This window comes from Paenibacillus sp. YN15 (assembly GCF_003285005.1).
In the GTDB taxonomy this organism is placed as follows: domain Bacteria; phylum Bacillota; class Bacilli; order Paenibacillales; family NBRC-103111; genus Paenibacillus_AR.
The window spans coordinates 24,778-51,695 of sequence record NZ_QMFA01000032.1 but is presented as its reverse complement, the minus strand read 5'-3'; the positions used below and the strand labels follow the sequence as shown (position 1 = coordinate 51,695).

The window sequence follows — 26,918 nt, the reverse complement described above, 5'->3', positions numbered from 1 at the left end:
GAAATTCAAAAGCCCCTTCCTTGCCGGAAGGGGCTTGCCGGGCTTTGATCCGGGACACATACTCACTGTACGCTTGGCTCCGTACCCGCTCTGTTGCATCCTTGCGGAGAGCGACAAACGGGAAACCTGCAGCCAGTTCGTCATCGTATCCTGCGTAATGCAAATTCTGGAAGGCTCCGGGGGATTGCCGGGACAACCGGTAAAATCGAAATCCTCCCTTTATCTCTCGGCAGCGGCGGTTTCGCCCTCAGCCAGCTCATAGAGCCGGTCGTAGAGCCGAAGGGAAAGGGCAGGCCCTTCCAGCAGCCGGAGCTTAGCGCCATCCGAATCCACGTCCACCAACAGCAAACGTCCCTGCCAGCGGAGCTTGAAGCGGTAGGCCGTCCACCCCTTGGGCAATACCGGCGCAAATTTAAGCCCTGCCGATTCATCCCGCATGCCCGCGAACCCGTTCACCACGCCCATCCACACGGCGCCGCTGCAGGCAAGATGAATGCCGCCGGCCACATTGCGGCGCAAATCCTTGAGATCCAGATACAAGGAATTGTAGAAGTAATCCTCCGCCTCCTGATGGTACCCGATTTCCGACGCCACAATGCTGTGTATGGCCGGCGACAGGGAGGAGCCGTGGGTGGTTTTCGGCTCATAGAAATCATAGTTGGCCTTCTTGACCCCGGTGTCGAACCACTCGCCCAGCACAAACATCAGCAGCACCACATCCGCTTGTTTGGTCAATTGCAGCCGCCAATTGTTCAGCGGATGATTCTTGCCGTGGATGCTCACATTCCGGGGAATTTTGGCCATATCCACCGGGTCCTTGTACAGGTAGCTGTCATCCTGCTCATGGATGCCCAGCTCCACGTTGAAATTAATGAACATCCGGGCGGCGGCGTTCCGCCAAAGCTGCAGCTCCTCATCCGTCAACGCGATGCGCTCCGCAAGGGAGGCCCATTCCTTCCGATGCTCCGCACGCAGGCGCTCTGCCAGGGACAGGGCATACTCCAGATGCGCCTTCACCATGGCGTTGGTATAGGTGTTATTATTGACGGCGCAGCCGTATTCATCCGGACCGCAAACCATGTTAATGCAGAATTGGTTGCCCCTCGCCGGAATGAACTTGCCCCTATGGGCCAGATACCGGGCAGTCTCGAACACCGTCTCCGCGCCCCCGCCGAGTATGAACTCCCGATCCCCGGTAGCCCGGTCATACTGCCGGATGGCATGGGCAATATCCGCATTGATGTGATATTGGGCCGTAGCACAGCCCCAGTCTCCATTGGGCTCCTCGCCGGAAATGGTCATCCACGGGAACAAGGCGCCCATGCCGTCCATTTCCTCGGCCCGCTTCCGGGCCCCATCCAGAATATGCACGCGGTACTGGAGCAGCGGGCGGACCAGAGCCGGGTCAGTGTACAGGAAGAACGGAACCATATACATCTCCGTATCCCAGAAAATATGGCCGCCATAGTTGTTGCCCGTTAACCCGGTAGCCGATATGGAGCGGATTCCGTCATCCGCATGATTTTGCCGAAGCTGGAAGAGATTGAACCGCAGCGCCTGCTGGGCTCCTGGATCGCCGTCGATTTCGATATCTGCCGTTTCCCAGAAGCGGCTCCAGAAGGCTGCCTGCTCCCGGACGAGTGCGTCGAAGCCATCCTCCATGGCCCGCTTCACCTCCTCCACAGCCAATTGGGTCACAAGCCCGCCGTCCGCCTCCAGAGAGGTATAGAAGCCGGCCAGCTTGGTGAGAACCGCAGACTCTCCCTGGGCAAGACGGCAGACTGTCCTCCAGCGGTAGGTTTGGAAATCGGCGCTTTCTGCACCGGTTCCGTCTTCCCCTGAAACGGCAAGCTGATGCCCCAGCGCCGCCCCCACCTGAAAACCGGTTGTGTCCGTCACATAATGGAATGCGGGAAGCTCCTTATGCCGCTGACACTCCGTCAGCTGCACCGGCCGTTCACCGAACTGCCGGTTGTAGACATGATGGTTCAGCAGAGACTCGATCTCCACCTCGCCGCCGCCCCGGACCAGCGTCACCTCCAGCCGGACCGCCGCCAGATGCTTCCGCACCATACTGACCACCCGCTCCGTCCGGATGCGCACCTGCTTGCCCGACGGACTCTCCCACAAGGTATTCCGCTCCAGAATCCCCCGCTTCATATCCAGCGTCCGGGTGTACTCCAGCAGATTTCCCGTGAGCATGTCAAAAACCTCGCCGTCCACTGCAATCGAAAACGGCATCCAGTCGAACAAATTCAGCATGGCATGCCAGCCCTTGGGAAAACCCTTGCGCCATATCAGATGATGATGGTCCTCATACCCGTAGATGCCGTTAATGTACATGCCCTGGGTGCTGTACGGAGCCATCTGCCGCTCCTCCAAAGTTCCTCTTACCCCCATATACCCGTTGCTCAGGGCAAACAGGGTATCCCAATTGGAACGTTTGGACAGAGTAATCTCCGTCTCGGTTATTTGCCAGGGATGGACAGGCAAGGGCCGTTTCCGGCCGGATACCAAAAGCTCATCCAGATCAATTTCCTCATAGGAGGAAATGCGCTCGAAGGCCGCGGGCAGCGGATTCTCAAATTCCACGCCGATATTGCGCATTCCTGCCGCAATGGCCGCCTGGATGCCGGAGGCTGCATCCTCGAAGACCAGGCATTGCACCGGGTAGACTCCCAGCCGTTTGGCTGCGGTAAGGAAGATTTCCGGATCGGGCTTCGTCTTCTCAATATCCTGTCCGCTGACAACCAAATCAAAATATCCCGTTAATCCTAATCGCTCCAAAATATAGACCGCATTTTTGCTGGAGGAGCAAATGGCGGTACAGGCTCCCCACTGGCGAATCCCTTCAATAAGCGGCAAAACCCCGGGAATAATCGCCTCCTCCGAAATATGCCCGAGCAAGTCCAGATAAACGCCGTTTTTCTCCTCCGCCCATTGCTGCTTTTGCACAGACGACGCCGTTATCTGATTTTCCGCGAGAATAATGTCCAGTGATTCCATTCTGGACACGCCCCGCAGCCGGCTGTTGATCTCCTCGCTGAACCTCCAGCCTTGTTTATCGCATAATACTTTCCATGCTTCATAGTGATATTTGTCCGTTCTGACCACCACGCCGTCAAGATCAAACAAAACGGCCTTAATCTGGTTTTTCATCCTGCTCCACCCTGCCTTCGGCTATATTTCTACATCCCTCTACCATTTATAGCAAATTGCCATAGGCAGATGAATAAACAAATCAACGATGACTTACGCAATTCTACTGACTTTGGCAAGCAACTGCGCCCCCGCGACTTGATAGTCGCAGGGGCGCAGCACGCCTTCGCTTACTTATTGTAAATCCGGTACAGCATTGCAGCCGCTTCGGCTCTTGACGCCGTATCCAGGGGATGGAGCTTGCCGTCGCTGCCTTGGATCACATTCCCGCGCACCATCGCCGCAATCTCATTGGCCGCATAGGAGGCAACCTCCGCAGCATCCTCGAAGTCCGCCAAATCCGCGGCAGTCCCTGCGTCCTCCAATTTGTCCGCCAGCTTCATGGCTCTGGCCGCCAGCGTCATCATCTCCTGCCGCGTGATCGAAGCCCCGGGAGCAAACCGGTCATTGCCGATGCCGGTGCTGATGCCCAGCGCCTTGGCAATACCTACCGCTTCGTAATAATAGGCGCCCTTGTCTACATCGGCGAAATTTCCTTTTACCTCGGCCTGCAGACCCAATGTGTGAATCAGCAGCAGAAGATAATCTGCACGGGTAATCTCCGCTTGCGGCGTAAAGGTCGTCTCTGTGGTCCCGTTGACAATGCCCTTGGAGGCCAGAACCTGGACTTCCCGCTGGGCCCACGAGTAGCCGCTCATGTCCGCGAAGGATTTTTCTACGAAAGACACCACATAGGAATCCCCTGCAAGACTTCCCGTTTCAAAGATTACCGTTCCTGTTGCCGCGTCATAGCGTCCGCTGGGTACCGGCGACAGCTTGCCCACGGCATCCTTCTTCAGGATCACCAGGTGCTCCGCCTTGGCTTTTTCCGCAGCTGCAGGCGTGTAGGGAATGGACACCTTCACTGCCGCTCCCAAGGGCTGCTTCACAGAAGCGCCGTTGGCCTGCAAATCCAGGGTCACTGCCGGCCGGCCCGCCTGCTCGCCCTTCCGGACAGCCAGCGCAAGCTCTTGGGCTGACGATAAACCGGCCAACGGACCGGCAGGCAGTTCTACCGTTGCGTATTCGGTTTTCACCGTCAGCTTATCCTTGGCGTCAAGCCCATCAAGGGCCTTGACCGGCAGCCCCACTTCATAAGAAGCGGCTCCCGCAGCAGGGTCAATAACCACCTCTACCCGTTGGACTCCCTTGGCATCCGGCTTGGCTTGCTCCAGCGCTTTCTTCAAAAGACTCTCTTCCAGCTTGGCCTTGGCTGTTCCCGTCTTCGCGTCCGTCTCAGGCTTCAGTTGGATGATGCCGTCCTTCAAGGTTCCCTGCGACGCCGGAGATGACGGGGCTGAAGATGAGGGAGACGGGACATAATCCGGCTCCGGTTCCGGCTCAGAAGCCCCTTGCCGCGTCACCGTCAGAGTGTAGGTTTTCACCGTCACACCGTCCTCTGCCGTCACGACAATGGGGATGGTGTTCTCGCCTACCACCAGATTTACTTGAACAGGTTCGCCGGACAGCACTGCCTGCCCGTTCACCGTCAGGCTCTTGTACACGCCGGAGGCTGCTGTAGCCTTTACATCCAGCGTTGCTGTGCCGTTGCCCACAGTCACGCTATACTCTGTCACTGCCGGATCGAAGCTAATAGTGCCTGCACTTAAGGAAATGGCGCTTAAAGTCGCGTCGTTGCTCAGCTCCGGTTCAGACTCACCGCCCGATGTCAGCTCCAGGCGGCCGAAGCCTTGCGGATTCCTGTAATTGTCCATGGTGCCGTTCCAGGCAATAATGGAGTCCCGGTTGCCGTTGATATTATTGCCGTCATTGTCGATATTGTCCACATCGAAGCCGATGATTTTCCCCAGTTCTGCCGTAGTATTCAGATTGGCCCAGGGAATCATAATTTCCATGGTATAGCCTTCATCCGTTTTTTGCCGGGCAAACTGGATACCCTCTCTGCTTTTGTTGCCGCCTACCATGACAATATCCCAGTCGATGCCGAACATCAGCTGCTTGTCAGAGGTGGCATAGGTATTGTCCCTGTTGTCCGTGGGGCTGACATAGACCTCCAGGCAATCTCCCTGATACACGGTGCTGGGGTGATTCACCAGTTGCTTGTCTTTGACTCTAAAGCCTACATACAGATTGGTTTCATCCCACATGGTTCCGAAGAAGGTAATGTTATTGGGTGTGTTCAGCAGTGGCTTACCCATGATATGAGAAATATCCCAATCTTCCTCGGACAGTGCTCCGTCAACTATGACAGTGTTTCCTGTATGGGCAGACTGAATCTTGGGAATAACCTGCTCATCCGGAAGCTCGTAAGTAATGGCTATATCCAGCGGAACAGCCGTGTTGCCCGCCTCATCCACCGCTTCCACAAGATAGTTATTGAGACCCGGCTGCAGGAACAACAGACGCTCAAAGGTCAAGTCCTCATTCTGCCAAGCTGCATCACCGCTCACAGTAACTGTCGCTTCCTTGCTGACAGAGCCCCGGAGCAGGTAATAGGCCCGATCCGTTGTAACCGTCTGGGCTGCTACCTGTATGGCCGGAGCCGCACTGTCCAGAACGATGGTAAATGCAGCCGGCTCCGCCGACTGGCCGAGAACATTGGCGGCAGTAACCTCCACCAGTTGGGCTACACCCTCCTGCAGCGCAATCTCCTTGCTGAAGGTCAGATTCTGGTCAACCGCCGCTTCTTGTCCGTTTACCCTGACAACCGCCGGAGTATTGATCCGGCCTGTCACCGTGTAGGAAGCCTGATTGGTGCGGGAAGGCGTCTTTTCCAGGGTAATGCCCACATAGGCGGGATCATACCGCACGGACAGCACCACGGGAACAGATTCATTGCCTGCGCTGTCCGTGGCTTTTATGCTGATGGTATTCAGGCCTTCCACAAGCTGCACCGACTTGCTGAAGGAGCCCTTGGCAATGCCGGAATAAGCAGTTCCGTTGATATACAGCGTCGCATCCTCGCTGAGGGTGCCGGACACTGCATACTGGGCGTCGCGCACGGCATAATCCGCATCCTTCACGGAAGAGGAGCCGATCTGCTCAACGGTTACCTTGGGAGGAATATCGTCGGTTGCCAACAACTGGCCATAATAAATGCCCCGTCCTCCTGTGCCTACATAAACCTTGCCATACACCTTGCGGTCGCCTACCATGGACTTGGGATCATCGGCAATCTGGTAAGCGTCATGGTTGATCCGCGTCCAGGTGGCGCCCATGTCATCGGAGCGGAATATGCCGGTAATGTTGTTAATGCGGCCATACACATATGCCGAAGGGTTGGTTTGGCCGGGTTTATTTTTACCGAAGGAGAACAGTCTTGCTTCCTGAACATTCTCCAGCTTGGTGAAGTTTTTGCCGTAATCAATGGAACGGTAGAGCCCGCCTTTATTGGCGCTGGCCCATACCTCTCCTGCCACATAAGGAGCAGCCCGGACTCCGGCAATAACCGAAGCTTCATTCGTGGGCAGGGTAGCCGCAGATTCTATTCTCCAATTTTTTCCGTTGGTACTGGTGTAGAATTTTCCATTTACAGTGTCGTACAGATAGAAGGTGTCTCCGGTTACACGGTCCGCTTCAAGGCCATACCGCCGGGAGGTAAAGTGAGTTCCCGTATAGATGGGTGCCGCTACTCCCTCAAAGACCGTATCCTCCCACGTCAGGCCAAAATCCCGGGACAGCTTAGGAGTGTGCCCGTTGGTCCAGATCACCACCAGAGGCAGGCCATTGGCTTGCTTCGTTGCCGAAACAGCCACACTTCCGCCGATTCCGTAAGGGAATGGTGTCGAACGCTCAATCCAGGTTTTTCCCCCATCGATGGAGTATGCCGCCCTGGCCGTCGTTCCGGCAGAGCTGCTCATCAGACGGAATACATAATTGGGATCGCCTTCGGAAAAATCAAATGCCGTATTCTCACTGGCTTCCGGAGTGAGCCGCACCGCCGGAACGGTAATATCCGTCGAAGTAAAGCCGCCACGGTCCAGAGTGCCCATAATCAGGGTGCCGTCCGGCAAGGACAGCATCTTGGTGGCGCACAGCTCTTCAATGCCGTCTCCTGCGGCAGCCCAGGCAATGGCTTGGCTGTCAATATTCAGAGTCTTATGAATGCCTGCTCCGTGCAGATCGTACAGCTCCTCCGGATGATGGGGATCAAATAGGAACTGGGAGCTTGCGCCATAGGAGTTGCCTCTAAGCACCCAGGTTAGTCCTGCGTCCGTTGACACATATACCTTGGAGGAACGGTAATAGCCTTCCACAGCCACCACCAGATCGGGATTGGCGGGATTGACGGCAATAGGGCCGAAGGGCTGATTCTTGCTGGCCGCCGGCGTTATATTGGTCCATGCGCCATCCTTGTACTTGAACACGCCGTTGGTGGGCGCAGTGGTAACACTAAGATCGTTGCGGTTCAATCCGGTAATGGAAGAGACGTACATGGTTCCGTCGGAGGATACGGCCATTCTTCTGGGATACTTGGGCCCCGCTTCCAGATCGGGCACAATAGGCTGCCATGACCCGCCTCCATCCCCGCTTTTGTACACGCCGCTGCCCTCTACACCGATGTAGATCACCTTCGCCCGTCCGTCAACTGCCCCTGCGCTGTAGTCAAATTCCACGTTGGTGACACCTGCAGGCGCTGTGCCCAGGGGAATCGCCGTTATCTGCTGCCAATTCTCCCCGCCGTCGAGGGAACGCCACAGCCCGTCATACCGTGTGCCCACATAGACGATATCGGCATTGTACGGGTCCACCTGAATCCGCTCCCCGTCCAGCCGCTGGTCCCCTGCGCTGCCGGTGCTGTTGCCGTAAAAGCGCTTGTTCAGGTTGGTGCGCTGCCAGGTCTGGCCCCGGTCCGTGGATTTCAGCACATCATGGGGGTCATTGGGTTTATTGCCGTACATGCCTGCCGCCACATAAACAATATCGGGTTCGGTGCGGGATACGGCAATGCCGTCAATGCCCATAAGATTCAATTCATTCAATCCGAAGCTTTCCATCAGCGGAACCCATTCCTGGCTGTCGGGATTCCAGCGGTACGCACCGCCTACATCCGTCCGCGCATATTTCAGCTCCGGCTCCGTGGGATGGATGACCATGCCGGTGACAAAGCCGCCGGGATAGATTTTCACATTGCCCCATTCATATGCAAAGCCATTTACAATCTCATCCACCAGCGCAGCATCCGCCGGCAGGGTGAACAGATCCGGGGTTCCGCTGAAGATGGTTAATCCCCTGGCGTCCTGGAACAGGGACTTCTGGAATACATCCGCTATTGTTTCTGCGGAGGCAAACAGCTGCCCCTCTCTGCTTAACACGGGAGCAGGTATCGCTCTGGGTTGACCGTTTGCTGTGATCTGTGCGCTGCCCTCGGTAAAGACAAAGGTCGTTCCTCCATAAACAGCCTCAAGGACTCCTCCTCCCTGTGTCCGGGATACCTGCGCTCCCAAACCCTGCGCCGTATAGGGAAGGGGGACATAGGTCAAGCTTCCTTGCTTGAAGGGCCTGATCTCCCTGTTATTCATATCAATCGCCGTGCGGATATTATCGGTATATGCCTCGTTATGGCCAACATACAGCATAACCGCTTGATTAATCCGGGAAGCGACAAGAGAGTTGACGATACCGGCATTGCCTACAATCTCTCCCGAGGTTGCCGGCTTTGTCACCCGAAGGGTGTAGGTTTTTTTCGTCAGTGTGTCCTCCGCCGTCACCCCAATGGTGATCAGGTTTTCTCCCTGAGCCAGAGCTACGGAGGACATGCTGCCGGAAGCCTTGGGCACCCCGTTGACCAGAAGGCTTGCATAAGAGGAGGAACGCGCCACAGGAGTTACCTCTAGTGCGTTTGTCATGCTGCTGACAGACACATCGTAATCCGTTACCTCAGGTGAAAAGGAGATGGTGCCTGCGTTGATCCAGAGGGCGCTTAACGCCGCATCGCTGCTGGCGGAAGCGGCCCGGGTCACGTGCAGGGTATAGGTAGTGGTGGAATCATTTTCCGCCGTCACCACAATGGGAATATCATTTACTCCCACCGCCAGGGGAACGGTATAGACACTGCCGGACACCGTGCTTGTGCCCGCCACCGTCAAATTTTTGTAAACAGATGAACTGACTGTCGGTGTAATATCGATTGCCTGCACAATATTGCCGACATTAACATTATACTCCGTCACATTGGCCTGAAAGACCGGGTCAAGGGTGCCCGGATTGACGGCAAGCGACAATAGCTTGCTGTTGCTGCTGACCTCCTCCGTCCGGGTCACCACAAGGGAATAGGTTCTGGTGTAAGACGGATCGGCCAAGGATGCGACCGTAACGGCAAGCTCGTTTTCTCCGGGATTCAGGGTCACAGGATAAGCCTGCCCCGATTGCACCGGAGCTCCGTTCAGCGACAAGGACACGCTGCCCGGATCGGCGGCCACCGGCGTGATGCTCACCTGATCGACACTGGAGCCTACGGTTCCCGTATAGCTCAGCACCGACGGTTGGAATACCGGCGTCAGCGGGCCGGAGGACAGCTGAAGATCGCTCAATTTCACATTCGGGGGAACAGGAATGCTGTCGTTCCGGGAAAAACGGATGGCATCCGCAATAGTATAGCCTGCTGCGGTCTCCTTCCGGATTCGGACATATTCCGTCCCATCCCCTGTAAAATAAAAGCTGCCTACCTTAAACCAGTTTTCGTTTCCATTTACTTGTTGATTAACAATTACAGTATGAGTTTCGTCATTATGAAAGATATCTACAGGCACGTTACTCGACCATGATGTTGACCGCTTATAGGACATGTACACATCATAGCCCCCCGGAGCCAATGCCTTGGTTCCTTTGGGCGTATACTGGACATAGATGCCGTCGGGACGACTGGCCGGAGCGTATAAGGAACTGCTGCCATATGCTCTATTGGCTTCACTGATGGAGTCCCAAGTTCCACTTCTGGTCACATAAGCAGCGCCTGCGTTGTCATCAATCACAATATCTCCCGGCAGCACCTGCGCATCCAAGTCAGTGTCATACTGACCGGCATAGGCAATTCCGGCTAGGGAAACATTGGTTATTGTCCCCACAAACAGCATTATCGCCATTAACCTGCATAGCCAAATTTTCATGTCATGAATCTCCCCCTTTGTCAAATATGCTTGTCAGCGTTTTCATTATAGTTCATCGCTTGTTTTTTGAAGATAAAGATATCTATACCGACATTAAAAATTCTAATGAACTTGCGGGCCCAAACCCCTTCACCGCTGTAGCAACCATTTCACCGCAAGGAAGCCGGAGGCAATTGCCCCCGGCTTCCGTACTTTATTCTTCGATCAGACCGGCTACAAACTGGATGTCATCATCGTCGATTATGCCATCCCCGTTAAAATCGGCCTTTTTCACATAATCCCAGTTGGAATCTGTGGCGGTTGTCCCGTAATGGAATGCCGTGAATCCCAAATCGGCGATGGTGAAATGCCCGTCGGGACGGTCGCCCGGCCCCGTGACATCCCCCTTTTTAATTTCACGGATGACATTGACCGTATAGGTCTTCTTGGTGGTTCCATCCTGAGCCGTTACCACAATGGGAATCACATTCAGGTCAAAACCCAGACTGACAATGACCGGTTGTCCGGAGACCGCTTCCGCACCTCCCACAGTCAGACTGTTATATTCCTGGGAATGGGCAGTGGCTGTAATGGCAATGCTGTGGTCAGCCAGCTCGGCATATACATTATAGGTCACTGTATCCTTGTCAAAGGCGGGAGCCAGCTCTCCGATGCTTACCGTCAATGCGCTGAGATCGGCATCCTTCTCAAAATCCCTTTTTACCAGGATGGAGTAGGTCTTATCCTTGCTTTGATCCCCATACACCGCGGAAACCACCACTGGAACTGTCGTAGTCCCCCGCCCAAGACCTGTCAGCAGAAACGGAGCGCCCGACACGGCAGGAGTGCCGTTAATCCTCAGACTGGCATATACAGCATCGTTTACAGTTGCGGTTACTGACACACTGTCGGCCTGACCAATCGGAAGCTCATAAGCAATCTTGCCGCGGTTAAATTCGGGGCTGAGCGCCCCTGTGTCCACCATAAGGCCGGATAAGGTAGCGTCCAGATTGGCCGGCGGCGGATCGGTTACTGCAGAGTTGGGAGAAAACAGCACGGCATCCGCAACCACGTAATCATTGCTCGTTGTGCCGGTTCCTTCGTTACCGATCCGAACATACTCCGTTTCATCCCCGCTGAAGTAATAGGTTCCAATAAATTTCCAGGAGCCTGCATCTGTCCGCATATTGGCAATCCGGATGTCATAATCCTTGCTGGCATGAATTTCCACAGGAATGACATTGGAAAGATTGTAAACGCCTCTGCTGGCTACCGATACATTGTAGTACCCCGGGGCTAATTTTTTCGCACCCGACGGCTTGAATTCCACATATTGATTCTTTGTCTTGGAAGGGGCAATGCTGTAATACTTGGCACTTCCCGTATATCCCGGCGGGCTATAGGCGTTGGTGCCGTTCCCGGTTGACCAATCCGGCCCAAAGACCGTCACATAAGCCGACTCTATATTGTCAATTACGATATCCTCCGGGGCAATGTCATATGCCGCTTCGGCCAACCTCGGCCAGGCTATGCCGGAGAACAACGCCGCAAACAATGCCACCGCCAATATCTTGCTTATCCATTGCTTCATCAATGCGCTTGACCTCCTTTACATTTGGCCGCTCTTGTCCATCAACCGATAGAAGACAGCCGCCGCTTCCGCTCTGCTTGCAGCATTCAGCGGAGCGAAGCTATTGCCCTGCTGCCCGTTCATAATCCCCAGGCTTTGGGTGGCTTTCACCGCGTCCTGGGCCCAGTCCGCAATTTGGCCTTGATCGGCATAGGCTGTGCCTGCGGCGGTTGAATGAATGCCGTAGGACTTCAGTATCCGTACAGCAATTACCGCCATTTCCTGGCGGGAAATGGAGTCGTTGGGCCGTATTCCGGTTCCGTCCCCTTGCAGAATTCCGGCTTGCACCGCCGCCGCAATTTCACCGGCATACCATGCTCCCTTGGCCACATCCGGGAAGGAAGCGGAACTGCCAGCGGCAGGAAGCTGCAGCATGCGTACAGCCATTGCCGCGAATTCGGCCCGGGTAACGGTTCCCGATGGTCCAAAGCTGCTTTCGCCGATACCGTCCACCACATGTCTGGCAGCCATTACTTCCACGTAATCCTTGGCCCAGTGGCCGCTAGCCACATCCGCAAAGGATTTGTTATAGATGAATGCGGCATAAACAGTATCCGATGCGGCAGAGGTCTGAACCACAAGCCGGTTCTCGCGAACAACTCCACCCAGATATTCCCATACGCCAGACTTGGCGTTCCAAGCATACATGCCGGCTTTCCGAAGATCCTGGCCACCGTCTGCCTTCAAATCCAACTCAATCCGGGCCGGCGCCTGCAGATTCAGATTTTTGCTCCCATCCGTAATGGCTACGGAGACAGCCTCCGTCAACGGCACAAGTCCGGGTTGGGAAACAGTTGCTTGCCCGTTGGCCCCGATGGAAATTTTAACCGTGCCTGTCACTCCGTCCAGCTTCAGAGCATTGGCAGGAAGAATAATGGAAGCTGCTCCCGTATTCACCTCTAGGCTTTTTCCCGATTTGGACAATGCGGCAAAAGAGGCTGCAGGTATATCCACAATCCGCGTTTTCTTGGCAATACTGCTAAGGTCAAGGATTACAGTGTCTCCCGCTTTCTTGGCCAGCTCCTCCAGCTTGGCTGCCGGGATGGTCAAAGTAGCGGAGTTGTCCGAAAGCTTCACCGTTCCCAATTCGTGGGAAATCGTATCACTTGAGGAACCGCCGCCACCGCTGCTGACGGGAGTAGAGCCGGAATGCCCGCTGATGGCAATGATCAGGCTGCCGCTCACGCCGGAGCCGTCCGCCGCTGTTGCCACTGCCTTCACTGCGCCGTCCTTCTTGGCGGTGACAAGGCCCTCAGCGCTGATCAACGCCTTGTCCGTTGCCGTACCGTCCTCGTTGTATACCGCCCAGGTAACGGCAGGATTATCCGCATTGGCCGGAAGCACGGCCGCGTTTAATTGCAATGAACCGCCCTTGGCCGTGATGGCTGTTGCCCCACCTGCTCCCGTTACAACAATCCCTTCCGCCGGAATAGCGTTCCAGACTGTATCCGCCGTCCACTCATTTCCCTTCTCATCTGCAAGCATGGCTGAGACGGAAGCCGCATAGGCTCCGGCGGGAATGGCCTGTTTGGCTTTAAAGTGGAACTTCAGCACATCCACATCACTCTGCAATTGGGTGGAACCCAGCACAGCCAATGTATACCGGACCACGCCCGGGCTAACCCCCGCTGTCTTGGCGATTACCGTATGGCCGGACAATACATCTGGAGCCCCTTGCAGCTCCAGCAGCGCCTCGTCATAGGCCAAAACAACCTTCTGGGCCGACACGTTTTTGGCCATCCGCAGCCCGTAGGCAAGCTCCACATCCGAGCCTGCCTCAGCCTGCAAATCTCCCTTCAGCACGGCCGTCCCTTCAACGGGACGCTTCAGCAGCGGATTTTCGATAAAGCCCAGCTTGCCGTCCTTGGTCACTGCCGCCGCCAAACCCTCGGAGAAGGCTTGCAGATAGAAGGAATTGCCGTCATAGGGGCTCTCATCCTTAATATTGGCACGTTTGGGCAGAACCAACTCACCGGTGCGAGTAATATAGGAGCGGGTAACCTTGTCCGTCACCTTATTATGGGATGCCACTGTTCCCAGCCCCTCGGAGAAGCCCTCCGCGTCATAAAACGGCTGGCTGCCAATCACCACATTACCGCTGGTATTGATGAAGGAATGGTTTCCTTCATAACCGGAATCGCCATGAGCTACGGACAAGCCATTGTGGAACCCGTAGATCAGTCCCCATTTGCCGAAGGGAATCTGGTAATTGCCGTTCTTGTCAATGACGCCGTACTGGTCACGGTTGAATACAATGGCGCGGCCATCCTCAAAATCAAACAGGTAGTCCAGATTGAGGGGAAGGGCCACCTGGCCTGTTTTGTCGATATAGTTATATTGGCCCTTGGAGCCGGTTCTGGCCAGCCCTTCGGAGAAGGATGATGCCCAGGGATACTGGAAGGGAATCACCGTATTGCCCAAAGGATCAATATAGCCGTAGAGACCATCCTCCCTGACCGGAGCCAGTCCTTCCTTGAAGCTGTAGGCATAATCGTATTGTATGGGGACTACGATGATGCCTGCTTCGTTGGCGAAGCCATACTTGCCGTCCAGCTTGAGCCAGACTCTTCCTTCGGAATAGCTGCCGCCGTCATCATAAGCAAGGGGAATGACAACCGTCCCCTGCTTGTTGATATAGCCTGCCTTGCCGCTCTTTTCCACCTTGGCCAAGCCCTCCGAGAAGTCATAGGCCATATCATATTGGAAAGGAACTGCAACCTTACCGGAGCGGTCGATATATCCGTACCTGCCATTCTGGCTGACTGCGGCAAGACCGCCGGAGAACCGGGTATTGGGCCCAAGCCCGTCATAAATCGGTTCAATATGCCACTCCCACTGGTCGGGAATATATGTCGACACATCAAATTTAGCGCCGGCGGTATAGATTTTGCGGACCATATTGACTGCTTGCTGCACAGTAAGGCTGTGCTGCGGGCTGATCCTGTAAGAACCGGGAATACCGGCAATCCCATAATGGTACAGATAGTTCACGGCAGGCCGGGCTTCCCCGGAAAGCTGCCAGTTGTCATCAAATGTCGTCTCGGTATACAAGCCCACATCCGCCTTGGGAAATGCAGCATCTATGGTTTGAACCAGTACAACAGCCGCTTCCTGCAGCGTAACGGGGTCCTGGAGAGTCCCTCCCTGCCAGCCCCAGGCAGGAACACCAAGCTTGACATTCAAGAGACTCACCAGATCGGCAAACTCTCCTCTGGTTATTTTATCCCCGGGGGCCTTGCCCAAGAGACTTCCGGGAATCAGCTGCTCATAGGCAGCCTGCCCGATTGCCCCTTCCCCAACCGGGGCCGCCGAAACCGATGCCAATGGCGCAGCCAGCAACAAGAATGCCAAACCTGCAGCGATTAATGGTTTTATCTTCATGCCCGCATTGCTCCCTCCCTCACTTGTAGATTACTTTGTGATTTCATAGTGCACAGCCTTATACTCCTTGCCGATGCTGAAGCTGGAATAGCCTTCCGCCGTTTTGGCTACCGGAACCTGTGCTTTGCGTTGCCCGGAGGAGTCCAGTGCGTACACGGTGATAGCATCCGCCGTTTTGATAACCAGGTCAGCAGTTATGGGCTCGATCAGCATAGGGCCTGTGCCGGGATTGACGATTTCCATGCCATCGTCAGTCAGAACCATGCCGGTATTTCTGGCCTTGGACACCGCCGTGAGCAAAATCCGGTCCGTATCCGCAAGGGTTTCCTTGGTCACCGAGTTCAGCGAAATGGTGGCAGACGGATTTTTCAGGGAAATATCGGCAAAGGAGAGAGGAATGGTTTTGCCGCCAATAAAGCCCGTGGCAATATTGGTATAGGCCGTATCCACCCGGAATACGCCCATTCTCTTGTTCCAGTCAATATCCTTGCCGGGATCGTTGCGCTTGTACTTCTGGAATGCCTCCTCCAGAGCCTCGGGCGTCATGTTCTCATTCTCATCCAGGTTTTCTTTGCCAGCCATGCCGACCTTGGTATACATCCAGGCATTTTCGAAGCCGAGCAGATAGGCGCTGGTGTAGATTTTTGGGTCCAGCACATCGTTCTTATCGTAAATAGTATAGAACTGGCCCTCCGCTTCCCGGATATCGCCGCGCAGGAAGGTCATGCCTGCGGCAGGCTGGATGGTGCTTTGATCCGCGCTGGAATAGCTGATAAAGAACCGGTTGATGCCCATGGTCTTGTCAATGGCCGGCTCGGAGAAGATGTCGAACTGGATGGGATTCCAATTCTGGAAGCTGGCTACCGCCGACTGCATCAGAATGCCCTCTGCCGAATAAGGCCCGGGAGAACAAACCTGCCACTCGCCGATGACGTAAGGCTGGTCAAAGCCCCGCAGCCACGGCGTGCTTCTGTAAAGCTCTCCGCCGCCGACAATGGAGCCGCTGGTCCAAGAGGTGAGCTTGCCGCCTTTGCCCCAGGTGTTGGGACTGGGGTGGGATTTGTAGGAATGGGTATCGGTGTAGTCCATGATCTGGGTGTTCATGTGTACCGTGGTGCCTCTTTTGTTGGTGGGGCCGCCCATGGAGGTACTGGTAATCAGGGCTTTCACTCCCAATTCATCCTTCAGATAATGGCGGAAATCATCAAAAAAGGCATAAATAGTATCGTATGTGAAGTTAAAAATATCCTGCTTGCGGGCCCCGCTGTAATTCAAGGTTGTATACAGCGCAGGCAAGGCCTGGGAGCCGTCACCCACAATATTGACATTGCCGGCTGCCGGGTCCTCACCTGATTCCAGGCCAACCTTGCCCGGCTCCTGCCAGGCTGCCTCCAGCTCTGCCCGGGTGACATACTTCTGCTTCAGCCAATTGTTGAACAACTGGGTATACATCTGCTTGTAGTAGGCGTTGGACATGTCGCCGCCCGGTATCTGCAGCAGCGAATTTTCATTGTTGATGTCTATGAACACCAGCGCCGGATCATCCTTCAGCGCCACCGGCTGTCCTTCCCCGTCCAGGATATATGGATTCGGCGTCGACAACAGTTGCTGCGCATATTCCTTCTGCAGCTCAATAAGCTGGGGATCATAGATATTGTGGGGCTTCCAGCCCAAAGATAAGCCGTCATATCCATTCAGATTGTCTGCCGGCATGGGCGGCCGCATGACCAAAAGATCCACATAAAAATAAATGCCCTTCTCCTTCAGCTTGGCCATCAGATAAAACATCTTGTCCAACTGGTTCGGGTCCAGCTTTCTCGTGGTGGTGACCGCCCCCTTGGCAAAAATATTATCCGCCCGGTTAATATCCAGATGATGGAACCGCACCAGATTAAAGCCGCTGCGGGCAATGCGGTCGGCCAGCATGTCCGATTCCGCATGCGTCAAAAAATTGGCCTGCATGACCACATTGGTTCCCCAGAAGCGCACCTTTTCCCCGGTATTTTCAAAAATTAAATTTTCTCCGTCAGCCTTTACAAACCCATGCTCACCCGCTTCTTCGTCCAAAAGGAAAGACGCGTCAATAGCCGTCCCCATCGCCCTGGCGTCATCCGGGTACTCCCAAACAAACCAGTCTGACGTGTCCGGGTTGCCCACGGTATAGACGGTCCCTGCGGGGTCCGCGAAGGCCGACGCCCCGGGGGAAATCAATGCCGCCGCAAGTATTGCTGCCAATGCCCATTTTTTCATTCTGCCTCTTCCCTCCACAGCTTCAGGATTTCAACTCCCCAATTCAATTGCTGACTGTCACCGGTACATTCTGCCGGCCTCTGCAACACAATCGCCCCTCTCTGCGATAGATACCGCTTACATTATAGAATTCTCAGGGAAGCCCGTACATAAAGATATCTACACCCACCTTAAATTTTCACGGATGTTTGGACGGGCTCCCCTTTTTGGCATCCTTTCATGAAACAGTTTTTATCTAAAGTGGATTTCGTTCCATTTGCCCCAGGAAGCTTCTACACCTGTCCCACGGCAATTCATGAGGGTCCAGTCCCGCCTGGGCCGACAAAGCTGCAGCTACTCCCGCACTTTGTCCCATAATCACAGCATTTCCCGTAACCCTGTAGCTGGCATGTGATAAAAAGTCTCCACTGATGCAGCGGCCTGCCATTAACAGCCCATCCACGTCCTTTGCAAGCAGTGCCCTGAATGGAATGTCGTAGGGCTGTGTAGCAACCCCCTTATGGGAAAGTCCCGCTTCCTGATCGTTTTGCTTTTTGGAGAAGGAATGCACATCCACATTGAAGGTTACACGAACGACCGCATCTTCATGCCGCGCTCCTTTCTGCAGGTCATCCAAGGTTACCGTATACCTGCCATGGATGCGCCGTCCTTCCCTGATGCCGATATGCTCTGCAGAGGCGACCAGTTGAATGCCCGCCCAATCCCCGCCTAACCCAGCTAAGGCTTTTACGATCCGGTTCACTTCCGCCCTTCCCCGAATCGTTGCCTGCGTTATCTGCATGGCATCCATTGGTGAAACCCCATATTCATGATTGACCATGATCGCAAGCAGCCTGCCCTTCACCTGAAACAGGGTTGGTCTTCCGTAAGACGGCTCCACTCCGGCACGCCTGATTTCCGCCAGGAGCCCTTGCCATGCCCGGATACGCTTGGGATGGTCACAGTCTCCTCCCCAAAAAGAAATGTAGGCTTTTAAAGCCTCCGGATCATTCACCTGAACAAGAGACATGAACGTCATGGGCTGTGTTTCCTGTGGCGAGTGGTAGCCATAATCAAACCCGCATCCTGAAAGAAACCCCAAATCGCCATCGCCTGTGGCATCAATAAAGACCTTGCCCAGCCACACCTGCCTGCCCGACTTGGACTCCGTAACAACCCCCTTCAAACGGCGTTTCCCTTCTTTAACAGCGGCGACAACCCGTGTGTGCAGTTGAATATCAACACCGGCTGCCGCGCACAATTCTTCAAGCAGCAGCTTCATTTCTTCTACATCATAGGAATACCGGTCCTGGTTATTCCCGATTTTGGCGCCTCGCTTTGCCAGCTCTGCCGTAAGCTCTCTCGTAAAGCCGTCCTTGTCAAATTCAAACAGCCACGTAAGCATTCCCGCTGTCCATACACCGCCAAGGCAGCCTGCCACCTCCAATAACAGTGTTCTTGCCCCTGCCCTTGCAGCAGTAATTGCCGCCGACACACCCGCGGGCCCTCCGCCTGCGACAACAACATCATAGCTGCCGCACACCGGCACCTTCAGATTTTCATTCATCCAATCTTTGACCATCGTTTACCTCCGTCCCCCAATGGGGATCATAGTATTTATAATATATTTCAACAGTACTATGGTGAATTTGCTTTTCCAATGTAGTATTTTATAGTAAAGTTTATAGTAAATTTCATTACGGAGTTGATTCTTGTGAAAATTCAGCACTTATGGAATCTGGTCCCCGTTCTCCATCTCCATGCCTATTTCCGCAAGAAAAACCAGTTCTTTTTGGATGAGGACATTTATTCCGATTGGGCGATTTTCATTCCTGAGGAAGGCGTATTCCGTTATGAAATGAATGATGCTGCAGACACCGTATCTCCCGGTGAAATGATTATATGCCCGCCAGACACTACCTTGAAAAGAAAAACAGTTGTCCCGTTGACGTTTCATTTTATACGATGCCATTGGCTGCCTTCAAATTTAAGCCATAATGATCTGCGCAACAAAATCCCTACAGGTAAAATAAACATTTCCAATCATAAACGTATGCTCTCCACACTGACGTCGTTGCGCAAAGCATCAAGCTATCCGGAGCCGTTTCAATCGGAGCTGAAAAACCATTTGCTTCGGGATATATGGTTCTTGTATTGCACAGAAATCGACTCGTCTATCAGCCGCACAAATGCTGCAGCAGAGGACCCTCTCCTGGAGGAGGCGCTGGAGTATATTCACCTGAACGCCTTCAACAAGCTGAACGTAAAGGAATTGTCCCGTAAGCTGGGTCTCACCCATGCGCAATTCATAAGAAGATTCAAGGCGGAATTGGGTAAAACCCCTGTGGAATATATCACCTTCCTCCGGTTGGAAAAGGCGAAGGAATTATTAGTGGATACCACTTCCACTCTAGCCCAAGTCGCAAGCCGGTGCGGGTACAGCAATGAATACTATTTCAGCAATGTGTTCAAGCACCATGTGGGCATGCCGCCTTCCCGATACAGACTGCTTTACCGCATATAAGGATGGGATACATTCGGGAAACCAAATTTCTGCAAAAGCAAAACACAAAAAAAGCTGGACGGAAAACATGACGTTTTTCCGCCCAGTCTTTTATTTTTGCAAACTCATACGCCGCCATTTCCGTTTTGTTGACCATCGGAGTTTTCAAGTTCGAACTGTACGGTTTTCGCCAGCCCTCAAGCGGCTATTGTTGCTCCGATAATCACCAGGTCATATTGGATCGGATTGCTTCCTGCCTCTCGTGTTATATGCTGTCTTGCTGCCAAGGTCACTCGGTATGCCCATCAATCCGCTCCAGATTGCCGGAGGCTTATACCTGCACGCCGTCCAGCAAGCCCTTGAGATAACCTATGGCAAACAGCCGGCCAAGGGCGGCATAGCCCGGATTGGCATTATCCTCGCCGGCCATGGTGGGCACATGATCTACCCGGACGGGCACAGAACAGCCCAACTCCCGGTACAGCCGGATCATACGCGCCATATCTGTGGGACCGTTATCGTGGAAGGTTTCCCGAAAATCGGTTTTGTCTCCGGCGATATCCCGGAAGTGCACGAAGAACAGCTTCCTCTCCGCCGCAAAAACGGAAATGACCTGCTCCAGATCCTCCCCCATTGCTCTGAAGGTACCCTGGCAGAGGGTTACTCCCAATTGCGGGCTCTCCACCAGATGCACAGCCTTGTGCATAGACTGGAGGCTGGTTAAAATCCGCGATACCCGGCCCAGGGGAGAAACCGGGGGATCGTCAGGGTGGAGCGCCAGCCGGATGTTGAACTGCTCGGCTGCAGGAATGACTGCCTTTAGGAAATAATAAAGATTACCCCATAGAGTCTCCTCGGAAATAACTTGAGCGGTCTCAGCCGGAACGTCCTTCAAACGAAAGCCCGTTACCAGAGCGCCTCCCCGCTCCTGAAGCTGCTTGGAGGAACGGTACCATCCAATATGGGCCATGAAATTCAGGCAAATGGTGCGGATGCCCAGCCGATCCATGATAGGGAACATCCGGATCACCTGATGAATGCAGGCGTCCCGCTGTTCATCTCCCGTTTTAATATGTTCATGAAGATGATTGGGCATGGGCTCCAGCACCAGTGGAGTCAGCCCATGGTCCACATAACGCTGGTATATTTCTTGCCAGTGCGCTTCATTGGTGCAATCAAAATCCTTGTCCTCGGGCAGGCGAATGACAGCATACTCCACCCCCATCTGCCGGGCATAGGCCCATTGCAGATCAGGATCGCTTCGCAAATAATCCGTAATGATCATGGCATGTTTCTCCCCCTTCTCACAGACTCATACCGCCATCGACAAACCAGTTCTGACCGGTAACATAGCGCCCGCTCTCTCCGCACAGCAGCTTTACAAGAGCGGCGCAATCCCCCGGCTCCCCCATGAAGCCGGCGGGAATTTTTCTTAAGGCAGCTTCATAATAATCTGGATCGCTGAGGGCTTCGACGTTCCGGTCCGTCAGAATAACGCCGGGTGCGACAGAGTTGACCGTAACCCCTTTGGGAGCGAACTGCGAGGCCAAGGAAAGGGCCATATGGCGAAGCGCCGCCTTGGAGCAGGAATAGGCCAACATGTCGGGATGGGGCTTTGCTTCCTGCACGCTGCCGATGGTGATGATCCGCCCCCAGCCTTTCTCCAGCATTCCAGGAGCATAGGCCTGAAGCAGCTGCAGCGCCGAGCGGAAATTGCAGTTGAACTGCCGCTCCAGCTCCTCTGTGGTAATGCGCTCCCATGACCGGCGCACCTGAATAGAGGCATTCAGGATCAGAATATCCGCCGCCGGAACCCGCTTCAGCATCTCCTCCGCGCAATCAGACCGGGAAAGATCGGATTTAATTAACGTACATACCCGGCCCATAGCTTCAATGGCCGACTTGACGCTCTCCGCCTCCAAATCCCGGTCGAAGTAATTCACCGCCACATCAGCCCCATCCTCGGCCAGAGCCAAAGCGATAGCCCTGCCAATTCCCCTGCTGCCTCCTGTGACCAGAGCTGTTCTTCCAGTCAGTTCATTCCTTAATGCTGTCATTTGGCCTTCTCTCCTTCGTTTATTGCAATCCGTCGACGCCTAGTCCGCGAATTCCTACAGAGCAGTCTGAGTGTCATTCGGATCACCGGTTCTGGCCAGTTCATATTCACAAGACCAGTCCAAATCGCGGAATGATTGGCCCCGCTCATCTTCCCGGATAAAGGCAGTGAGCATATCCAGCATTTCCTCCGTCCATGTATTGCGGTCAATCTGTGCGGTAGTGAAACGGTTGGCAGTCAGCATCTCAAAGCCAAAGATGTCCTTGATATGCGACTTGGCCGCTCCTTCTACCACCTCCTGAACCAGATGGCTGGGGATAAAGAGCACTCCTCCTCCTGCGCCAAATACCACATCGCCCGGCAAACATACCGCCTTGCCGATGCGCACAGGCGTATTGAAGCCCAGCATGACAAACTCCCGGATGGGAGTGGGGTCTATGCCGCGGTAATAAACCTGGGTGTCGATTTTCTCCATCTGCTCCACGTCCCGGACACCGCCCCATATTACCGCTCCTCCCGTTTTTGTCCGGGCTTTAATTGCCGTGGCCAGGTTTCCCCCGATGAAGGTTCCCTTATATATTTTGTCGTACATATCCGCAACCACAACGTCGCCCTCGATCAGCGTATCGATAACCCATTGGTTGTAATTTCCCTTGCGTCCTTCCGCCATTCCCGCTGCAAAGAACGTCTCGTGCAGGTCAGGCCGCGTCGGCGCAAAAACGCTGGTCACCGCTCGGCCAATCAGCTTCTTGCCGGTGTGAAGCGTCTTTAATTCTCCTTCAAATTGATTTTCGTACCCTTTCACGAAAATCGGCTTCCACACCTCTTCCAGGGTCATATTCTCCAGAGCCTTTAAATATTTATCCTCCACCCGGGGTCTGCCGTCCGGGAACCGCTCGCCCTTCCATTGGGGCGTAATCGCAATAATTTCTTCCTTCACATTAAATCTCATGTTCATCTCTCCTCATCAATTAGTAGAAACGTTTCTCCGATGGGTAAAAAAAATGCTAATGATATTCATTAGGGCGTGTCTGATAACTCCAAAATGATGGTTCATTAGCATGTTTGCCTGATTTCCAAGGCGCAGGGGGGCATGATCAGCTTCGGCTCCGCGGCTCCAGTCAGCTGCTCCAGCAAGGTCTCAACCGCCAGCTCCCCCATCCGTTCGGCCGGAATGCGCACCGTACTGAGCGGCGGAAACAAATAGGAGGAGTAAGCCTCCGTATTGGCAGCAATAACAGCCAGTTCACGGGGGACGTCAATTCCCAGCTTGTGGGCAGCCTGCAAAACGGAGTGGGCAGTATCCGATTTGTTGGTGACAACAGCCTTCAACCCATGCAGACAGTCCGGCAATTCCTTCACATCATGGCAGCGTACCGGCAATCGGCTGTTGCTCATGGCATCCTGATAGCCCTGCAGCCTTCTTTCCAATTCTGTATAATGAAGCTCCAGAGGCGCAACGTAAGCAATGTCCTTATGGCCCTTGCCAATGAGATAGCTGGTGGCCAGATAGGTAGAGCCGCAATAGTCCACATTGATGTAGCTGACCCCATCTTCATGTGTACTTCCGTTCAGGACAACAAAGGGAACCTTGGCCTCCTTCATCTGCCGGATATGAAAGGCTTCATCAATCAACCCCAGGGATTCATATGGTGCGATAAACACAATACCGTCAATGCTGCCGTCCTGGCAATATTGCAGATAGCTTACATCATCCTGCTTGCTCTCCCGGTGGCAGAACAGTATCCGGTAGTTGGCAGCGGAGGACTTGCGGGTAATTCCCTTCATCATATCCGTGAATACCAGCACGTCCAGTTCCCAGTACGAGACCACCCCGATCACCATGGAGTGCTTCCGCCTCATTCCGCTGGCCGCTCTGTTGGGCACATACTGAAGCCGCTTCGCCGCTTCCATCACCCGGTCCCTGGTGGCGGGACTGATGGATTTCTCCGTGGAGGAGTTCAGCACATACGATACTACAGAAATGCTGACCTTCGCTTCTCTCGCCACATCCTTGATGGTGGCCTTCTTTCCTTGGGGCATCCTCATCCCTCCCCCGTCTGCAAGGATATAGAAACGTTTCTATGCTCAATTTAGCACCGGATTCAAATTTTGTCAATGAACTTGCAAAGACCCCTTCCGCTGAAGGAAGGGGCCTGCAGAACATCGTTTAAAGTTTGGCGAAACTTCCGCGTAAACGGGTCTTCCGTATCCTTATTGCACAGCCGCCGGTTGTCCCGCCTCGCAAAAGCGGAATACCTGACTCTTAATGTTCTCCACCGTTTCATACTCGAAGGTCAGCTTCGGCAGCGTAGTGACGTTCAGCAGGTGGCGGTCATCCTTGAAGGCCTGAAGGAGCATCTCCTTGATGCCGTCTGCAAGATCGGGATGAGCCTTAGCCAGCCGTATCAGCGCCACCGCCGCGTGGGAAATAATCTGGTAATACAGCTCATTGAAGTTTTTGCTGGTGTTCAGCTTGTAGCTGGGCTCCTTAATCTCGTGGTACAGCGGCTTTTGGTATTCGGCTTCGTCACACAGGATATCCCGAAGCAGCGGCAGGCTGTCCCTGTCTCCCAGCTTGCCCAGCACATATATGGCAATGACGCTGCGGAACTGGTTGGTGCGGCGGCAATCCTTGTAATAGAAGGCGTCCCGCTCCCGGACAATTTCCCGCAGCACGGGGGCTGCTGCCGCTTCCCCGATCAGCCCCAGGCTGATGGCGGAGGCAAACCGCAGCATCCGATCCTCCGATGCGATCCATGCCTTCAACTGCGGGACAATAGCCTCACCCAGCAGCTTGCAGGAGTAGATGGCGATTCCCGGCTTATCGGTGGCCAGCTCCGCCTTGATAGCCTCCGGGTCCGTCATCCAGTGGATTTCCTCGCGGCGGAAGGAATCATCGAACCAGATGCCCTTGTTATGCTTCTCCGTCAGACAACCGGTAGCCTCCAGAATTCCCTTGATCCGGTTATAAGGAACCTGATCCGGCGTTACCCCGTCTGCCGCCGCCAAGGCCGCCGCGACACCTGCGCTTTCGCCGCATTTCTGCATATCCCGCTGCATCCGCAGGAGACTGGCCACATCATGGTCCATGCCCACATGGCGTCCTGCAACCAGCAGATTCCGGAAGCCCTTGGGCGTCATGGAGCGCAGGGTTACAGGAACCGTAAAGCAGGCGGTGCTGAGATTGGCCGCTACATACAGGTCCTGCAGCGCATCCGTTTCCAGGGCATGGTCCTTCCCATGCTTGTCAAAATCGCAGTAGCCGTAGAATAACGTTTCTTCCTCCTGCATGCCTGCGATAACCTCATCAATGGTAATATTCTTCTCGGCGTCGATGATGCGGCCCTCCCGGATGCCGATGAAGGGGGCGAAGAACATTACCCGCTTCTTCTCGTCGCTGAACTCCTCCAGCAATTGGCTGGCATGGGCCTGAAGAATCCCCTGGGACAGCTCGAAGGGATCATATTGGTTCACATACCCGCTGTCGTGATTGGTCCTGGTGATGCTGCCGTTCTCGTGCAGCCACACCTTGACACTGGTGAAGGGTCTGGTTTTGCCGTCGGATTCCCGTCCGGTTTGGGTGGCGCAGCCCGCCAGCGTGACCACAGAGGAATCGGCGGTGGCGTCAATCAGCACCTTGCAGCCGACATTCCATTGTTTGCCGTCCGACAGCAGGGATACGCCCTTAATGGTGTTCCCCTCCATAAAGACGCCGGTGACTGTAGTTTCCAGAGACAACCGGCCGCCGCTTTCAGCAATCCGGTTCTCCATAATGTACTTCTTCGCTTCCACCCGGTCCAGGAAATGCTCCCTTCCCATCGCCTGGGCCTCCGTGTCAATGTCCACATGGAGCCCGCCGTCCAGGCCGTAATAATAACCGGATACATACCCCATGGTGCCCATGCCGCCAATGCCGGGCAGCCGGTCTACTCCCAGCGTGTTCGCCCCCTGGGCGGCAGCCGCGATAACGGCGAGAGCGCCTGCTGTGCCGACTCCGGCTACCAGCACATCCACCTGCTCCGCAAATTCAACCTGATCCACCGGGCTTTCCATTAAAGCGCCATTTACGATTCTTTTGTAGGTCAGCATGCCAGTAAGCTCCTTCCCAGTTGAATTCCCGCATTCTGGCTTTCGGCGGGCCCTGCATATGCGGCGGAAATCAGGAAGCGGCGGCCGTCGTCTGCCTTGATCTCTCCCTGAACCGGAGTATGCTCAAATGCAAAGGCAATGGCGGCGATTTTCCATTCCGCCAGAGCCGACGGCCGCGAAAGCCAGGATTCTACCAATCGATGCCGCGCTGCGGCGACAGTTTCCGACCGCGGGCAGGCCAGCTTCAGAATAGCCGTGCTGTAGGCTTGGTTGTGGGGTTCCGGAATCAGGGTAATACCCTCCCACTCTACAGTGGGCACAGGCTTCCCCTGCTGCTGGATAATAAGTGCGTTTAGGGTTTTCCCCTGCAGTTGAATCTCCGGCGAATCTGTTGTGGTGTCCACCACCTGCGACGCTTCCACAGTCTGAAACCCTGCGGTATTATACAGCTCCAGCGCATAACCGCCCTCCGGGCTGCGCGTGATCCCGACCACTTCCGTTCCCAGGAGCACATCCGCTTCCAGCTCCCTGAACTCCTTATGGAAAAGCGCTCCCTGGGCATACACCTCCGGCTGCTGGAAGGCGTTTACAAACTCATACGCCACCATTTCCGTTTTGTTGACGATCAGGGTCTTCAGATTGGATTGCACCGTTTTGGCCAATCCCAGAGCCGCTGCCGTCGCTCCGATTATTACCAGATCAACCTTCATCCTGCTTCCTCCTTTTCATGCCGGGAAATATTTTAGCATCTACTTTTTTGCGGCTTGTGACATTGCCGTT

Annotated in this window: 13 protein-coding genes; 1 reads left to right on the top strand and 12 read right to left on the bottom strand. The window is 54.5% G+C overall.

The window, feature by feature from the left end:
- Window positions 1–219: 219 nt before the first annotated feature.
- The 6 genes from pgmB to DQG13_RS21695 all read right to left on the bottom strand — a co-directional run bounded on the left by pgmB (window position 220) and on the right by DQG13_RS21695 (window position 19,069).
- Complete coding sequence (gene pgmB / locus DQG13_RS21720) at window positions 220–3,159, bottom strand: beta-phosphoglucomutase (RefSeq protein WP_113022110.1); 2,940 nt, start codon at window positions 3,157–3,159, stop codon at window positions 220–222.
- A gap of 170 nt (window positions 3,160–3,329) precedes the next feature.
- Complete coding sequence (locus tag DQG13_RS21715; RefSeq protein WP_113022108.1) at window positions 3,330–10,268, bottom strand: cadherin-like beta sandwich domain-containing protein; 6,939 nt, start codon at window positions 10,266–10,268, stop codon at window positions 3,330–3,332.
- Between the two features lie 193 nt (window positions 10,269–10,461).
- On the bottom strand, window positions 10,462–11,838 hold the full coding sequence (locus DQG13_RS21710) for a cadherin-like beta sandwich domain-containing protein (RefSeq protein WP_113022106.1): 1,377 nt from the start codon (window positions 11,836–11,838) through the stop codon (window positions 10,462–10,464).
- A gap of 18 nt (window positions 11,839–11,856) precedes the next feature.
- Entirely contained in the window at window positions 11,857–15,258 is a 3,402-nt protein-coding gene (locus DQG13_RS21705) for a WG repeat-containing protein (RefSeq protein WP_113022104.1), read from the bottom strand.
- Window positions 15,259–15,288: 30 nt separating this feature from the next.
- Entirely contained in the window at window positions 15,289–17,508 is a 2,220-nt protein-coding gene (locus DQG13_RS21700) for a hypothetical protein (RefSeq protein ID WP_113022102.1), read from the bottom strand.
- 235 nt (window positions 17,509–17,743) lie between these two features.
- On the bottom strand, window positions 17,744–19,069 hold the full coding sequence (locus DQG13_RS21695) for an FAD-dependent oxidoreductase (protein WP_113022101.1): 1,326 nt from the start codon (window positions 19,067–19,069) through the stop codon (window positions 17,744–17,746).
- Between the two features lie 132 nt (window positions 19,070–19,201).
- Between DQG13_RS21695 and DQG13_RS21690 the strand changes: the two genes are divergently transcribed.
- Window positions 19,202–20,011, top strand: coding sequence for a helix-turn-helix domain-containing protein (locus tag DQG13_RS21690; RefSeq protein ID WP_113022099.1), 810 nt, complete (start codon window positions 19,202–19,204; stop codon window positions 20,009–20,011).
- 310 nt (window positions 20,012–20,321) lie between these two features.
- Here DQG13_RS21690 and DQG13_RS21685 read toward each other — a convergent pair whose 3' ends face one another.
- From DQG13_RS21685 to DQG13_RS21660, 6 genes are all read right to left on the bottom strand, one after another.
- Window positions 20,322–21,275: a mannonate dehydratase gene (locus DQG13_RS21685; RefSeq protein WP_113022097.1), complete on the bottom strand. Its 954-nt coding sequence runs from the start codon at window positions 21,273–21,275 to the stop codon at window positions 20,322–20,324.
- A 19-nt stretch (window positions 21,276–21,294) separates the two neighbouring features.
- Window positions 21,295–22,047, bottom strand: coding sequence for an SDR family NAD(P)-dependent oxidoreductase (locus tag DQG13_RS21680; protein ID WP_113022095.1), 753 nt, complete (start codon window positions 22,045–22,047; stop codon window positions 21,295–21,297).
- A 54-nt stretch (window positions 22,048–22,101) separates the two neighbouring features.
- On the bottom strand, window positions 22,102–22,998 hold the full coding sequence (locus DQG13_RS21675) for an RraA family protein (protein WP_113022093.1): 897 nt from the start codon (window positions 22,996–22,998) through the stop codon (window positions 22,102–22,104).
- A gap of 104 nt (window positions 22,999–23,102) precedes the next feature.
- Window positions 23,103–24,089, bottom strand: coding sequence for a LacI family DNA-binding transcriptional regulator (locus DQG13_RS21670; protein WP_181592907.1), 987 nt, complete (start codon window positions 24,087–24,089; stop codon window positions 23,103–23,105).
- Window positions 24,090–24,260: 171 nt separating this feature from the next.
- A complete protein-coding gene (locus DQG13_RS21665; RefSeq protein WP_113022089.1) occupies window positions 24,261–26,138 on the bottom strand; it encodes an FAD-dependent oxidoreductase in 1,878 nt (625 codons plus the stop codon).
- Window positions 26,132–26,848, bottom strand: coding sequence for an immunoglobulin domain-containing protein (locus tag DQG13_RS21660; RefSeq protein ID WP_113022087.1), 717 nt, complete (start codon window positions 26,846–26,848; stop codon window positions 26,132–26,134). Before DQG13_RS21660 ends, DQG13_RS21665 begins: the two co-directional genes overlap by 7 nt.
- Between the last annotated feature and the right edge of the window lie 70 nt (window positions 26,849–26,918).

Coding starts and splice junctions, on each gene's coding strand:
- pgmB (WP_113022110.1), bottom strand. CDS start 3,159: ATGAAAAACCAGATTAAGGCCGTTTTGTTTGATCTTGACGGCGTGGTG.
- DQG13_RS21715 (WP_113022108.1), bottom strand. CDS start 10,268: ATGAAAATTTGGCTATGCAGGTTAATGGCGATAATGCTGTTTGTGGGG.
- DQG13_RS21710 (WP_113022106.1), bottom strand. CDS start 11,838: ATGAAGCAATGGATAAGCAAGATATTGGCGGTGGCATTGTTTGCGGCG.
- DQG13_RS21705 (WP_113022104.1), bottom strand. CDS start 15,258: ATGAAGATAAAACCATTAATCGCTGCAGGTTTGGCATTCTTGTTGCTG.
- DQG13_RS21700 (WP_113022102.1), bottom strand. CDS start 17,508: ATGAAAAAATGGGCATTGGCAGCAATACTTGCGGCGGCATTGATTTCC.
- DQG13_RS21695 (WP_113022101.1), bottom strand. CDS start 19,069: ATGGTCAAAGATTGGATGAATGAAAATCTGAAGGTGCCGGTGTGCGGC.
- DQG13_RS21685 (WP_113022097.1), bottom strand. CDS start 21,275: ATGATCATTACGGATTATTTGCGAAGCGATCCTGATCTGCAATGGGCC.
- DQG13_RS21680 (WP_113022095.1), bottom strand. CDS start 22,047: ATGACAGCATTAAGGAATGAACTGACTGGAAGAACAGCTCTGGTCACA.
- DQG13_RS21675 (WP_113022093.1), bottom strand. CDS start 22,998: ATGAGATTTAATGTGAAGGAAGAAATTATTGCGATTACGCCCCAATGG.
- DQG13_RS21670 (WP_181592907.1), bottom strand. CDS start 24,089: ATGCCCCAAGGAAAGAAGGCCACCATCAAGGATGTGGCGAGAGAAGCG.
- DQG13_RS21665 (WP_113022089.1), bottom strand. CDS start 26,138: ATGCTGACCTACAAAAGAATCGTAAATGGCGCTTTAATGGAAAGCCCG.
- DQG13_RS21660 (WP_113022087.1), bottom strand. CDS start 26,848: ATGAAGGTTGATCTGGTAATAATCGGAGCGACGGCAGCGGCTCTGGGA.